The 13,149-nt window shown below is 58.2% G+C and carries 13 protein-coding genes; 12 read left to right on the forward strand and 1 reads right to left on the reverse strand.

Annotated features, from left to right (window positions below; all coding sequences use genetic code 11):
* Positions 1–51 precede the first annotated feature (51 nt).
* From nifH to ACSEXW_RS12690, 11 genes are all read left to right on the forward strand, one after another.
* Positions 52–936, forward strand: coding sequence for a nitrogenase iron protein (gene nifH, locus ACSEXW_RS12640; protein ID WP_438446511.1), 885 nt, complete (start codon positions 52–54; stop codon positions 934–936).
* A gap of 88 nt (positions 937–1,024) precedes the next feature.
* Entirely contained in the window at positions 1,025–2,470 is a 1,446-nt protein-coding gene (nifD, locus tag ACSEXW_RS12645; protein WP_438446512.1) for a nitrogenase molybdenum-iron protein alpha chain, read from the forward strand.
* Positions 2,471–2,511: 41 nt separating this feature from the next.
* Positions 2,512–4,050, forward strand: a complete 1,539-nt coding sequence (gene nifK / locus ACSEXW_RS12650; protein WP_438446513.1) for a nitrogenase molybdenum-iron protein subunit beta — start codon at positions 2,512–2,514, stop codon at positions 4,048–4,050.
* Between the two features lie 101 nt (positions 4,051–4,151).
* Positions 4,152–5,525, forward strand: a complete 1,374-nt coding sequence (gene nifE / locus ACSEXW_RS12655) for a nitrogenase iron-molybdenum cofactor biosynthesis protein NifE (protein ID WP_438446514.1) — start codon at positions 4,152–4,154, stop codon at positions 5,523–5,525.
* Positions 5,509–6,825: a nitrogenase iron-molybdenum cofactor biosynthesis protein NifN gene (nifN, locus tag ACSEXW_RS12660; RefSeq protein ID WP_438446515.1), complete on the forward strand. Its 1,317-nt coding sequence runs from the start codon at positions 5,509–5,511 to the stop codon at positions 6,823–6,825. The genes nifE and nifN overlap by 17 nt, the downstream gene beginning before the upstream one ends.
* Positions 6,822–7,205: a nitrogen fixation protein NifX gene (nifX, locus tag ACSEXW_RS12665; protein WP_438446516.1), complete on the forward strand. Its 384-nt coding sequence runs from the start codon at positions 6,822–6,824 to the stop codon at positions 7,203–7,205. The genes nifN and nifX overlap by 4 nt, the downstream gene beginning before the upstream one ends.
* Positions 7,202–7,732, forward strand: a complete 531-nt coding sequence (locus ACSEXW_RS12670) for a DUF269 domain-containing protein (RefSeq protein WP_438446517.1) — start codon at positions 7,202–7,204, stop codon at positions 7,730–7,732. Before nifX ends, ACSEXW_RS12670 begins: the two co-directional genes overlap by 4 nt.
* Positions 7,733–7,747: 15 nt before the next feature.
* A complete protein-coding gene (locus tag ACSEXW_RS12675; protein WP_438446518.1) occupies positions 7,748–8,521 on the forward strand; it encodes a HesA/MoeB/ThiF family protein in 774 nt (257 codons plus the stop codon).
* Positions 8,484–8,825 carry a nitrogenase-stabilizing/protective protein NifW gene (locus ACSEXW_RS12680; protein ID WP_438446519.1) on the forward strand — a complete coding sequence of 114 codons (342 nt, stop codon included), beginning with the start codon at positions 8,484–8,486 and terminating at the stop codon, positions 8,823–8,825. Before ACSEXW_RS12675 ends, ACSEXW_RS12680 begins: the two co-directional genes overlap by 38 nt.
* Before the next feature lie 129 nt (positions 8,826–8,954).
* On the forward strand, positions 8,955–10,100 hold the full coding sequence (gene nifV / locus ACSEXW_RS12685; protein ID WP_438446520.1) for a homocitrate synthase: 1,146 nt from the start codon (positions 8,955–8,957) through the stop codon (positions 10,098–10,100).
* Between the two features lie 230 nt (positions 10,101–10,330).
* On the forward strand, positions 10,331–11,233 hold the full coding sequence (locus tag ACSEXW_RS12690; protein WP_438446521.1) for a hypothetical protein: 903 nt from the start codon (positions 10,331–10,333) through the stop codon (positions 11,231–11,233).
* Positions 11,234–11,428: 195 nt separating this feature from the next.
* Here the strand turns inward: ACSEXW_RS12690 and ACSEXW_RS12695 are convergent, their stop codons facing one another.
* A complete protein-coding gene (locus tag ACSEXW_RS12695) occupies positions 11,429–12,025 on the reverse strand; it encodes a LysE family translocator (RefSeq protein WP_438446522.1) in 597 nt (198 codons plus the stop codon).
* Between the two features lie 137 nt (positions 12,026–12,162).
* Between ACSEXW_RS12695 and ACSEXW_RS12700 the strand changes: the two genes are divergently transcribed.
* On the forward strand, positions 12,163–13,110 hold the full coding sequence (locus tag ACSEXW_RS12700) for a LysR family transcriptional regulator (RefSeq protein WP_438446523.1): 948 nt from the start codon (positions 12,163–12,165) through the stop codon (positions 13,108–13,110).
* The last annotated feature ends 39 nt before the right edge of the window (positions 13,111–13,149 follow it).

The raw sequence follows: 13,149 nt of genomic DNA on the forward strand, positions 1-13,149 counted from the left end.
TTTTATAATTAAAATAATCTGAAAATTCAGACAAATTGGAGGATGAATCTCATGGGGAAACTGAGACAAATCGCATTTTACGGTAAGGGCGGAATCGGCAAATCGACCACTTCGCAGAACACGCTGGCGCAATTGGCCACCTCTTTCGGCCAGAAGATTATGATCGTAGGCTGTGACCCGAAGGCGGATTCCACCCGTCTCGTCTTGAACACCAAGGCACAACAAACGGTTCTGCACTTGGCGGCAGAGCGCGGAACGGTAGAGGATCTGGAGCTGGAGGACGTGGTGGCTACCGGCTTCGGCGGCATCCAATGTGTGGAATCCGGCGGTCCGGAACCGGGCGTAGGCTGCGCAGGACGCGGTATTATCACCTCCATCAACTTCCTGGAGGAGCAAGGCGCTTACGAAGGCTTGGACTTCGTATCGTATGACGTACTCGGCGACGTCGTATGCGGCGGCTTCGCGATGCCGATCCGGGAGAACAAAGCCCAAGAAATCTACATCGTGTGTTCCGGCGAGATGATGGCTATGTACGCCGCCAACAATATCGCCCGGGGTATTCTGAAATATGCAAGCAGCGGCGGCGTCCGGCTGGGCGGCCTGATCTGTAACAGCCGGAACACCGACCGCGAGGATGAGCTCATCATGGAGCTGGCCCGCCGTCTGAACACCCAGATGATCCACTTCGTACCGCGCAACAACGTGGTGCAGCACGCCGAGCTCCGCAAGATGACCGTGACCCAATACAATCCGGACCACGCCCAAGCCGCCGAGTACAAGAAGCTGGCGGAGAACATTCTCTACAACGATATGATGACCATCCCGACTCCGATCGAAATGGATGAGCTGGAAGACCTTCTGATGGAATACGGCGTCATCGAGGACGACGAAACCGCCCTGAAGAAGCTGGAGGCCAAAGAAGCGGCAGCCAAGTAAACCCTGCACCGGAGCCGGTAGGAGCTGCAGCCGGGAACGGATGCGGCTCTCTTTCCGGATTCCCCCAGATTAGAGAGGAGGCGTACGAATGAGCGCAAGCATTGAAAAGCTGAATATGGAAGCAACGAAGAAAATCATCGACGAGATGCTGGAGGTTTATCCGGACAAAACCAGGAAAGAACGCGCCAAGCATTATGAGGTGGCGGACGAGGCGGTCATCGAAACCGGCAAATGCTCCGTCAAATCCAACATCAAGACCCGTCCCGGCGTGATGACCGCACGCGGATGCTCCTTCGCCGGCTCCAAGGGCGTCGTATGGGGCCCGATCAAGGATGCGGTCCACATCAGCCATGGTCCTGTCGGCTGCGGCCAGTACAGCTGGGGCACCCGCCGGAACTATGCCACGGGCACCCAGGGTGTGGATGCATTCGGCGTGCTACAGGTGACGAGCGATTTCGTGGAGAAGGACATCGTCTTCGGCGGTGACAAGAAGCTGGAGAACATCTGCCGGGAGATCAAGGAAGTGTTCCCGTTGGCCAAGGGCATCTCGGTCCAGTCCGAGTGTCCGGTCGGTCTGATCGGGGACGATATCGAAGCCGTCGGCAAGAAGATGACCAAGGAGCTGGAGCTGCCGGTTATACCCGTACGCTGCGAAGGCTTCCGCGGTGTCAGCCAATCCTTGGGCCACCATATCGCCAACGATGCGGTCCGCGACCACCTGCTGGGCAAGGGCGAATTTGAAGATACCACTCCGTACGACATCAACATGATCGGCGAGTACAATATCGGCGGCGATACCTGGGCCTCCCGCAAGATTCTGGAGGAGATCGGCCTCCGTGTCATCGGCCAATGGGCGGGGGACGGCACGATGAACGAGCTGTCCATCTCGCATAAGGCGAAGCTGAATATTCTGCACTGCTACCGCTCCATGAACTACATCTGTACCACCATGGAAGAGCGCTACGGCATTCCGTGGATGGAATACAACTTCTTCGGCCCCACCAAGATCGCCGAGAGCCTGCGCGCCATCGCCGCCCGTTTCGACGAGACCATCCAGGCCAACGCCGAGCGCGTCATCGCCCAATACCAGGCGGAAGCGGACGAGGTTATCGCCAAGTACCGCCCGAAGCTTGCGGGCAAGAAGGTCATGCTGATGGTCGGCGGCCTGCGTGCCGGACACACCATCGGAGCCTACGAGGATCTGGGCATGGAGGTCATCAGCACCGGCTATGAGTTCGGCCACAAGGATGACTATCAGCGCATGGTGAAGGAAGTGAAGGAAGGCACGATCATCTATGACGACCCGACCTCTTACGAGCTGGAGCATCTGGCCGAGAAGCTGGGTACGGATCTTGTCGGCGCCGGCATCAAGGAGAAGTACGTGTACACCAAAATGGGGATCCCCTTCCGTCAGATGCACTCCTGGGATTACAGCGGTCCATACCACGGCTACGATGGCTTCAAAGTGTTCGCTCGCGACATGGATATGGCCATCAACAGCCCGACCTGGAATCTCATCAAGGCTCCTTTCTAAGGATGACGGAACGCCAACACATTATGAGGGGGGAACACCCAATGGCCAACACGCCCAAGATCGATATCAAAGACCACAATACCTTGTTTGAAACCCAGCCTTACCTGGATATGGTGGAGCGCAAGAGACTGTTCGAAAATGCTTGTTCCCGCGACGTGGCCCAGGAACAAGAAGAATATATGAAGACCGAGGAGTACAAGGAGAAGAACTTCGCCCGGAAGGACCTGGTTATCAACCCGGCCCGGGCCTGCCAGCCCCTCGGCGCCGTGCTGGCCCAGCTCGGCTTCGAGAAGACGCTGCCCTTCTCACACGGCTCCCAAGGCTGCATCGCTTACTTCCGCAGCCATCTGGCCCGCCACTTCAAGGAGCCTGTGCCGGCTGTCTCCTCCTCAATGACCGAGGACGGCGCCGTATTCGGCGGGATGAACAACCTGATCGAGGGCCTGCAGAACGCTCTGGCGCTCTACAAGCCGGAGATGATCGCCGTCAGCACCACGTGCATGGCGGAGGTTATCGGTGACGACCTGAACGCCTTCATCGACAATGCCCGCAAGCAAGGGGCCATTCCGGAGGATTTCCCGGTTCCGTATTGCAACACCCCGAGCTTCGTCGGCTCCCACCTGACCGGCTACGACGCCGCCATGAAGGGCATTCTGTCCTACCTGTCCGAGCGTAATGGCGCCGTGCCTACCGAAGCACCGAAGAACAATAAAATCAACGTCATCAACGGCTTCGACACCTATACCGCCAACTTCGATGAGATCAAGCGGATTCTGGACCTCTTCGGGGTGGAGCATACCGTGCTCAGCGACTACAGCGAGAACCTGAATTCGCCGGCGGACGGCAACTACCAATATTATTACGGCGGAACCAAGATGGCCGACGTAGCGGCTGCTCCCGGAGCGGACGCCACCATCGCCCTGCAGAAGTATTCCACCAAGAAGACCTTAAGCTACATCAAGGACAAGTGGAAGCAGGAGACGACGGCCGTCTACTCGCCGGTCGGCATTACCGCCACTGACAAGCTGCTGAAGGAGATCAGCCGCGTGACCGGCCTGCCGGTGCCTCAGGAGCTGATCACCGAGAGAGCCAAGGTGGTGGACGCCTATACGGATTCCCATCCGTACCTGCACAATAAGCGCGTCGCCCTGGTCGGCGATCCGGACCTTCTCCTCGGCTTGATCTCCTTCTGCCTGGAGGTTGGCCTGGAGCCGGTGCATATCATCTGCTCCAACGGCGACAAGGAGTTCGAGGAGGAAGCCTATTCCCTCCTGAAGGCCTCCCCGCACGGTCTCGACGCCAAGGTCTACATCAACCATGACCTGTGGCACCTGCGGTCCCTGCTCTTCACGGATCCGGTGGATTTCGCCATCGGCAGCACCCATCTGAAGCAGAACTGCAAGGCCGCAGGCATCCCGCTGGTCCGGATCGGCTTCCCGATCTTCGACCGGCACCATCTGCACCGCTTCCCGATCATCGGCTACAAGGGAGCGCTTCAGGTGCTGACCCAGGTGGTCAACACGCTGCTGCAGCAGCTGGACGACACCACCGAGCCGCACAGCTTCGACTTTGTAAGATAAGACACTCGACCATGCAATGGAGGGCACCGCCAAAGGGATTGGAATCGGCATTAGAGATCAGAGGTCACTTTGGCGGGAATTTTGTTTAGGAGGGGATGGCCGTGGCAAGCGCAATGAAGAAATGGAGCCCTGAACCGGATTGTGATCACAGCACGCCGGACAAAAAAGGATGTCCGAAGCCGAAGCCGGGCGATTCAGCCGGAGGCTGCGCTTTTGACGGCGCCCAAATCACCCTCCTGCCCATCGCGGACGCAGCCCATCTGGTGCATGGTCCCGCAGGCTGCGTCGGGAATAGCTGGGAAGGCCGGGGGAGTCTCTCCTCCGGGCCTTCCTTGTCCCGTTACGGGCTGAATACGGATCTGACAGAGCAGGATATCATCATGGGCGGGGAGAGCAAGCTCAGGGCTGCCATCGCCCGGGTGATGGAACGGCTGAACCCGCCGGCCGTCTTCGTCTACTCCACCTGCGTCACCGCTCTGACCGGCGAGGATCTGGACAGCGTCTGCGCAGAGGCGTCCCGGTACTGGGGCATTCCCGTTATTCCGGTTCACAGCCCGGGCTTCGCCGGCAGCAAGAATCGGGGCAACCGGCTGGCAGGGGACGCTCTGTTCACCCATGTCATCGGTACGGCGGAGCCGGACCCCTCGACCCTGACGTCCCGCGACATCAATCTGATCGGCGAATACAATATCGCCGGAGAGCAGTGGGACATCGAGGAGCTTCTCTTAAGAGTCGGCATCCGCGTGCTGTCCCGCATTACGGGGGACGGGCGGTTCGAGACTATCCGGCATGCCCACCGGGCCAAGCTGAATCTGGTGGTGTGCAGCCGGGCTCTGATCACGCTTGGGCGCAAGATGAAGGAACGTTACGGAATCCCCTATGTGGAGGGATCGTTCTACGGTGCCCGCGAGACCGGATTCTCTCTGCGCCAGATCGCCTACTATCTGCAGGACCGGGAGCTGGAGGACCGGGTACAGCAGCTGATCCGCAAGGAGGAGGAGCAGCTTCACCGGGAGCTGGCCCCCTACAAGAAGGTGCTGCGGGGCAAGCGGGCGGTGCTCTATACCGGCGGAGTGAAGAGCTGGTCCGTCATCAGCGCGCTCCAGGAGCTGGGGATCAAGGTGGTCGGCGTAGGCACGAACAAGAGCACCGATGAGGACATCTCCCGCATCAAGGAGCGGGTGGGCATGGAGGCAGAGCTCATCTCCGAAGGCGGAGCCGCCAAGATTCTGAAGGTGGTCCGGGATCGCAAGGCCGACATCATCATCGCAGGCGGGCGGAACATGTACACCTCCCTGAAGGAGCAGATTCCGTTTCTCGATATTAACCAGGAACGCCATACGGCCTACGCCGGATACGAGGGGATGAAGAGGCTGGCAAGGGATTTGGCCGCGGCCCTCGAGAGTCCGGTGTGGAGACTGGTCCAGAAGCCGGCGCCATGGCAAGGAGGGGAAGCGTATGGGATGGAAGGCTGAAGCCAAAGCCGTATCGATCAACCCTATGAAGACGGGACAGCCGTTAGGCGGCGTTCTCGCGCTGCAGGGATTCTACCGGGCCATGCCGCTCCTTCACGGAGCGCAGGGCTGTTCGGCTTTTATCAAGGCGCTGATGACGCGCCACTTCCGGGAGCCGATCGCTTCCCAGACCACGGCCCTGCACGAGTTCAACGTCATCTTCGGAGGCGGGCAGTGCCTGCGCGAAGGGCTCGACACGATCCTCGAAAAGCACAAGCCCTCCTTCATCGGAGTCCTGAGCACCGCCCTGACCGAAGTGTCCGGGGAGGACATCGAGGGAGAGCTCCGGGCTTACCGGAAGGAGAAGGCCTTGAAGGACACGCTCTTGGTGGGAGTGTCCCTTCCGGATTTCCGGGGATCGCTGGAGTCGGGGTACGCCAAGACGACCGAAGCGGTGATTCAAGGCATTCTGGAGCTGGGGCGGGACGAGCGGACCCGCAAGAAGAGCAAGAACCGGATCAATCTGCTGGCAGGCTCCCACCTGACCCCCGGCGACGTGATGGAGCTGAAGGAGATCGTCTCCTCCTTCGGGTTCGAGGTCATCGTCCTCCCGGATTTGTCCACCTCTCTATCCGGACATCTGCTTACGGGGCATACGCCGCTTACGCGGGGGGGATTGCCCTTGGATTACGCGCGGCATGTGCTGACAGCCGAATCCACTCTCGCGGTCGGGGAGAGCATGGTGCCGGCCGCGAAGCTGCTGGAGCAGCAGGCGGGTATTCCCTATAAGGTGTTCCCCTCCCTCTTGGGTCTCCAGGCATCGGATCAGCTCTTCGCGTATCTGGCGGCTCGGAGCCGGCAGGAGGTACCGGTCAGGTACCGCTGGCAGCGGGAGTTTCTCCTGGACAGCATGCTGGATGCCCACTTCGTCTTCGGCGGCAAAAAAGCGGCGGTGGCGCTGGAGCCGGACCACCTGTACAGCGTAGCCGGCTGGCTGCGTGAGATGGGCGCGTTGCCTGCGGCGCTGGTTTCCTCCGCTCCGTCCCCGGTGTTCGACCGGATGGAGGAGCAGGTGTGGATCGGCGATTGGGGCGATCTCGAGGAGCTGTCGGAGAAGAACGGGGCCGACGTCTGGATCGGCAGCTCCCATGGCGAGCAGGGGGCGGAACGGCTGGGAGTGCCGTTCTACCCGTGCGGTTTTCCGGTGTTCGACCGCTTCGGCTCTTCGCTTGCGGTCGGAATCGGCTATAGAGGCACCACGGAATGGATCAATGGCATGGGCAACATCCTGTTGGCCGGCGAGAGGAGGAAATTTGCATGAAGGTAGCATTTGCAACAGAGGACGGGAAGCATGTGGACGCCCATTTCGGACGGTGCGGCTGTTTTTCGGTCTTCGAGCTGGACGCGGAAGGATATCGCTGGCTCACGGCTCGCAGCATCGCCGACAAGGCGGATCAGATCGAATCCGATAAGATTGAGAAGCGGGTGGAGGCCGTCAAGGACTGCACGCTGGTTTTTCTCTGTCAGATCGGACCGACGGCGGCGGCCAAGGTGACCCGTGCCGGCGTCATGCCGCTTAAGGTGGAGGAGGGCACGGAGATTCTCGGCCAGCTGGCCCGGCTTCAGGAGATGCTGAAGCACAAGCCTCCCTTGTGGCTGGCCAAAGCCATGCGGAAGCCGGAGGAGGCGGATGCAGGATGATCGGGGATACGGGAGATGCTGTGGCGGCCGCCGGGAACGCGGTGGGAACCGGAGCTGCGGATAAGATTATGCCCTTTCGCAGGCACAATCCGCTGCCCTTCGAGAGGTGCGTGCTGAGCATATTGGATGCCCACGACCGCTACGGGCTGCTGGGACGCAAGACCAAGGAGGAGAAGCTGAAGAAGCATTTTCTCCTGGACAAGGAATCGGTTCGGGGCGGCAGCACCTTGTGCGGCACCGACTCCGCTTCCATCCGCCGGCAGGCGGAGGTGTTCTTCAAGGCCGTCGCCATGGCCATCGACATGCGGACGGGAGTGCCTACCTGCAGCATCGTGGAGATGGATGCGGAGGGCTTCGGCCGGGCCGTTGTTTACAGCGGCCGGCTGGTGTTGGCGGCCCAGGCTTGGCGGCAGGGGCAATTCGGATTTTCCGCCATGGAGGATGTGGAGCGTGAAGCCAGCCGGCTCATAACCGGGTCTATAGAATGGCTGGAGCGTTACCCGGACATGGCGAGGGCGGAAGTATAATGTGGGGGGATCGGCATGGCGGAGGATTGGGGCCGGTATGCCCGGCAGCTGAAGCTGCTGGGGGCGGAAGGACAGGAGAAGCTGAAGAACGCCACGGTGATGGTGGCGGGCATCGGCGGGCTCGGCGGAACGGCGGCCCTCTATCTGGCGGCGGCGGGGGTCGGCAAGCTGATTCTGGCCCATGAAGGGATCATCGCTCCGCCGGACCTGAACCGCCAGATTCTGATGGATGCGGAACGGATCGGAGAGGAGCGGATCCCCTGCGCGGTGGAGAGCCTGAAGAAGATCGCCCCGGAGCTTAAGGTGGAGGCTTATCCGGAACGGATCACCCTGGAGCGATCCGGAGCTTGGGTGGAGGCGGCGGATATCGTCATCGACGCCCGGTATGATTTTCCCGAGCGGTATGCGCTCAACCGGCTGTGCCGTGAGGTCGGCAAGCCGATGATCGAGGCGGCCATGTATGGCTTCGAGGTATCGCTGACGGTGACGCTGCCCGGAGAGACCCCCTGCCTCGAGTGCTTATACCCGGACCGGGATGCGGGCTGGGAGCCGTTGGGCTTCCCGGTACTAGGCGCCACCTCGGGGCTGGCCGGCTGCATGGCGGCTCTGGAAGCGGTGAAGTGGATCACCGGCATCGGACCAGTGACGGCCGGCCGCATGGTGCGGCTGGATACGCTCAGCCTGTCGTCGATCAGCGTGTCGCTGCGGGATATCCCGCTGTGTCCGGCTTGTGAAGAGAGGAGGAGAAATCATGGCGGATTATATCAAGCTGCCGTCGGGCTTGGCTAGCGCCGAGCAATTCCTGGAGCATTACGGGGTGGCTTACGAACCGAAGCGTCTGGAGGGCAAACGGATTCCCCTGATGCTCCGGTTCCGCTTCTATCTGGAGGCGGTGGAGCTGGAAGGGCGGGTGACGGAGGAGTCCACGCCGGAGGAATGCGGGAGTGCGGTGCGATGGGCGCTGGAGCGGGCTCTCCGGGATGTGGATGCGCAAGAGGCGCCGGCCCAGAGCAGTTCCATCGGGTCATGGGCGGCCGGGTGCCTTAGCACCTCCGCCTGTGCGGCATGCAAGTCGACCTGCGGCGCAGGCTAAGGTCTGGGGCTTATAGAGAGTAGAGCATAGGGATAAGTGGATGGAAGCGGCGAGGGAAGCGCGGTGGAAACAGAAAGCAAGGAAGAAGGCTTGGAATGGATGAATATGCCGGAGAAAGGAAGATCCTCTATGAAACCGATCAAATTCTGTGATACGACTCTGCGGGATGGAGAACAAGCGGCGGGGGTGGTCTTCACTCCGGAGGAGAAGCGGGAGATCGTGCGGCAGCTCTCGCTGGCAGGGGTGGAGCAGGCGGAGATCGGCATCCCCGCCATGGGAGCGGAGGAGCGGGAGGTGATCCGCTCCATCGTGGAGATGGGGCTGCCGATCCGGGTCTCCACCTGGAACCGGGCGCTGAAGGAGGATATCGACGCCTCGCGGGAGACGGGCGCCGAGTGGGTGCATCTGACGATCCCCACCTCAGATCTGCAGATGAAGGCCAAGCTGCATATGGGGCGCCAGGAGATCGTCGGGATGATCCGCCGGGCCGTCGCCTATGCCCAACGATTCGACCTAGGGATCTCCGTCGGGTTCGAGGATGCTTCACGGGCTTATACCCCGTTCCTGATGGAGCTGGTGCTCATGCTCCACAGCGATGGAATCCGCCGCTTCCGCTACGCGGATACGGTATCGATGCTCCAGCCGGTTACCATGCGGGAGCGGATGCGCTCCCTGCTGGGCGAGTGTCCGGAGGATGTGGAGCTGGAGGTCCACTGCCACAACGATTTCGGCATGGCCACCGCCAATACGCTGGCCGCCATGGAGGCGGGAGCCCTCTGGGCCAGCACCACCGTCACCGGCATCGGAGAGCGCGCGGGCAATGCCGCCATGGAGGAGGTGGCGATGGCTTGGCACCACCTGTACGGAGGGCGCACCGCACTGGATACGATCCGGTTCAAGGAGCTGGCCGAGACAGTCAGCCGGGCGGCGGGCCGGCCCCTTCCGCCTGCGAAGCCCATCGTCGGCACCATGGTCTTCACCCACGAATCCGGCATTCATGTGGATGGCATGCTGAAGAACCGGGAGACCTACCAGAGCTTCGATCCGGTGGAGGTGGGAGCGGAGCACCGGTATGTCGTCGGCAAGCACTCCGGCTGGAAGACGGTGGCTCACATCCTGCGGGAGCAGGGTTACCGGCCGGAGCGGGAGCTCAGCATGGAGCTCATGCGGGAGATTCGTCACGAAGCGGATAAGGGCAAGCGGCTGCTGGAGCCGGAGGAGCTGGTCAGGATGCTGATCGAGATCCGCAGCGGGCTGGATGGCGGGCGTCTGTAACGGCGTCTGCGCTGGATGAAGACGATGGAAGAAGACACCTGTGCAGGGTGTCTTTTTGTATGCTGTCGGAAGCTCCCCCGTTCGATTGAGGTTCTTCCAATCTGCTATTATCATCGGCAAGGAAAATTCAGCCAATCTTAAGCGGGCGTTCAGCCTGTACACAGCTTTGGTGCCGTTATAGGGGTGTGGGCTATGTTACGCGGCTGCGGGAAATAAGGGAGACGATGAGATTGTCGATATCCATCCATACCCGTCACAGCGGGAATTCATGGTATGCATTAAGTCAAAGCCAAGGCGCCGGTAAAACAGAGGACTCGAACCAAGGCACCGGTCAAGCGGAAGCGGAAAAGTCGGGCGGCAGACACCGCCATACGGGGGACTCCATTGAGATCAGTCCGGAGGCCATGGCCTATCTGGCGGCGCAGAACGCAGCAGGAGTTGGGGCGGCAGCATCATCCGCTTCCGCTTCGGAAGAGACAGGCGGGGACCTTACGGTGGACGAGAAGAAGTCCTTCCTGACGGAGCTGCAGTCCCAGCTCAGCCAGCTGGGGACGGATTCCGCCGTTAGCGATGGATCAGCGGAGGACGTACAGGATCCGCTATTCTCCGCCCTGACTGCGATGAAGGAAACGCTGTCCGGTGTAGACCTGAGCGCCTCCTCGGAGGAGGAGATCACCGATCTGTTCGATAAGGTCACCTCCTCCATGGATAATGCCCGGCCGCAGAGGCCGATGGGCCCGCCTCCCATGCGGGGAGCCGGAGGACCGCCTCCGATGAACGGCATGGAAGAGGAGGAGGACGAGGAGGACTCCATAAGCACCGAGGAGGAGAAGTCGGTTCTCACGACCCTCCAATCCATGCTGGAAGCGTTGGAGGAGTCGGATGAGGACGAGCAGGATCCGCTGGCGGAGGCTTTGTCCGGTTTGAAGGACAAGCTGACCGGCTACGACGCTGCCTCTGCAACGGACGAGGACACGGAGGAGCTGTTCGATGCGGTTGCGGAGACGCTGAAGGGTTCGCGTCCGCAGCCTCACGAGGACAAGAAGGGTGGCCCGCCGGCCATGCTGAAGGCCATGGGAGGCATCACGCCGCCGTTCGTATGGGCGCTTACGGGCGAGGAATCCGAGCAATAACCAGCTAGGCGATTACGAAAATCCCGCGCGGCGGGCAAGCCCACATGTTTGTCTGAGAATAGAAAGGTGAGCGTCACTAAGCTGACGGGCAGGATAGTGATATAGAAGTGCAGAAAATTACATATTGCCAAATGAGTCAAGTTATGGGGAGACAAGACCTTCGAGAATTCAGGGTAAGAACACAAGCGGATCTTTTTAATCCCAATAATTCGAAAATAAAAGAAAAATTGCCACAATAATCAACGATCCGCCCATCATCAAGTTAAAAACCTTAATGCCGTTCTTCACTTTCATAAGAAACTGTAATTTCGATCCTAAAAGGGCCCAAGAGGCAAGTGAAAAATAACAAATGAGAAAATAAATGCACACAAAGACAAGAAGCAGCGAATAGGAACTATTCGATACAAAGGCAGACACACCGGAAAAACATGCAATCCAAGCTTTGGGATTAAGCCACTGCATAAGAAAACCGTGACGAAAACGTGGCAGTTGTTCCTCTTTTAACTCGATTTCTGTATGTGATACCATAATCTTGTAGCCAATATAACTCATATATCCCGCCCCTATATATCTAAGCAATTCATAGAATATAGGGGCTTGCGCTACGAGATTGGATATCCCTAAACCAACAGTAGTCAACAAGAATGTAAACCCGATTGTCGAACCGGATACGAAGGGTAATGACTGCTTAAAACCATAATTGACTCCAGAAGAAAGAATGGTTATGTTCACTGGGCCTGGAGAGATCGACATGGATAATGAAAAAAAACACATGGCAATGAAAAGAGACATGATGGTTACTCCTTATATAATTATTCTGGGATTACTATAGCTCACCATGCTTAAAACCGTCCAATTTCAAGTTCAGATCGGACCCATTGGGAAAACGGAAGGCTTCATGCAAATGCATTTGAGGAGGTTTAAGATAATTGGAGCTGTATCAATTGAAAACCTTTATAGAAATTGCTCGAACTGGTAATTTGACCGAAGCGGCAGCGTATCTTAACACAAGTCAGCCGGCTGCAAGCGCACACATCAAAGCCTTGGAGAAAGAAGTTGGGTTTCCTCTCTTTTATCGAACTTCCAAAGGAATGATTATTACAGAAAAAGGTTCGAAGATGTTGTTGGAAGCTCAGAAAATACTAACCTCCCTAGATGATTTCTATCTTAAAGCGAGCGATTTGAAGGCACATACAGACACCATTCGGATCGGTATAAATACAAACGAGCAGCTTCTTCAAATAGAGAAATTGATCAGGTTTATTTCGGAATGCCTGCCGCAGGTAGAATTGCATTTTATCGATATTAAAAGTGAAGATTTCACCCAAGGTTTGACGAGCGAGAAAATAAGCGCGGGTTTTTATTATGGGAATGTTGCAGATCCGTCCGTATACTCCATCAAACTCCATACCTTCAAGATGGTTGTGGTCTATCCCAACAGTTGGGATGTACCACCGAAGAAGAGGCTGTCCCTGAAGTATTTTGCTGAGAAGCCGTGGATTTGGACAACACAGGGTTGCCCCTTCTATAAACAATCCATCGATTACTTCCTGAAACAGGATATGGTTCCGCAAAAAATCATGTATGTCGATGACGAATCCCTGATAGGGAAATTGGTTCAAGGAGAAATGGGTTGTTCATTGCTGGCGGAGCCAATAGCTATGCGGTTCGCTAATGAAAACCTGTTGCAGATCTGGGAAGGTATCGATCTCCATATTGATCTACATTTTGGTTATCTTAAGGATAAAAAGAGCGATCCTGTGTTCCTTGAAATAGGCTCAATTGTGGATAGGATATGGAACGCGGATGGTATCTCGAAAGGAAACAGTAGTAGCTGGTCGGATTATGATGAAAATCGAGATTACGGGCAGCAATAGCCCGAACGGCCTGTTAATTCCAACACCCTGGCTGCCGCG

The organism is Oryzibacillus soli (assembly GCF_051594765.1).
Classification (GTDB): Bacteria; Bacillota; Bacilli; order Paenibacillales; family NBRC-103111; genus Paenibacillus_AR.

Excerpts from the sequence above, each read along its gene's own strand:
- ACSEXW_RS12680 (WP_438446519.1), top strand. The coding sequence starts at position 8,484 with ATGGCGGATTATATCAAGCTGCCGTCGGGCTTGGCTAGCGCCGAGCAA.
- nifD (WP_438446512.1), top strand. The coding sequence starts at position 1,025 with ATGAGCGCAAGCATTGAAAAGCTGAATATGGAAGCAACGAAGAAAATC.
- ACSEXW_RS12695 (WP_438446522.1), bottom strand. The coding sequence starts at position 12,025 with ATGTCTCTTTTCATTGCCATGTGTTTTTTTTCATTATCCATGTCGATC.
- nifH (WP_438446511.1), top strand. The coding sequence starts at position 52 with ATGGGGAAACTGAGACAAATCGCATTTTACGGTAAGGGCGGAATCGGC.
- nifX (WP_438446516.1), top strand. The coding sequence starts at position 6,822 with ATGAAGGTAGCATTTGCAACAGAGGACGGGAAGCATGTGGACGCCCAT.
- nifV (WP_438446520.1), top strand. The coding sequence starts at position 8,955 with ATGAAACCGATCAAATTCTGTGATACGACTCTGCGGGATGGAGAACAA.
- nifK (WP_438446513.1), top strand. The coding sequence starts at position 2,512 with ATGGCCAACACGCCCAAGATCGATATCAAAGACCACAATACCTTGTTT.
- ACSEXW_RS12675 (WP_438446518.1), top strand. The coding sequence starts at position 7,748 with ATGGCGGAGGATTGGGGCCGGTATGCCCGGCAGCTGAAGCTGCTGGGG.
- nifN (WP_438446515.1), top strand. The coding sequence starts at position 5,509 with ATGGGATGGAAGGCTGAAGCCAAAGCCGTATCGATCAACCCTATGAAG.
- ACSEXW_RS12670 (WP_438446517.1), top strand. The coding sequence starts at position 7,202 with ATGATCGGGGATACGGGAGATGCTGTGGCGGCCGCCGGGAACGCGGTG.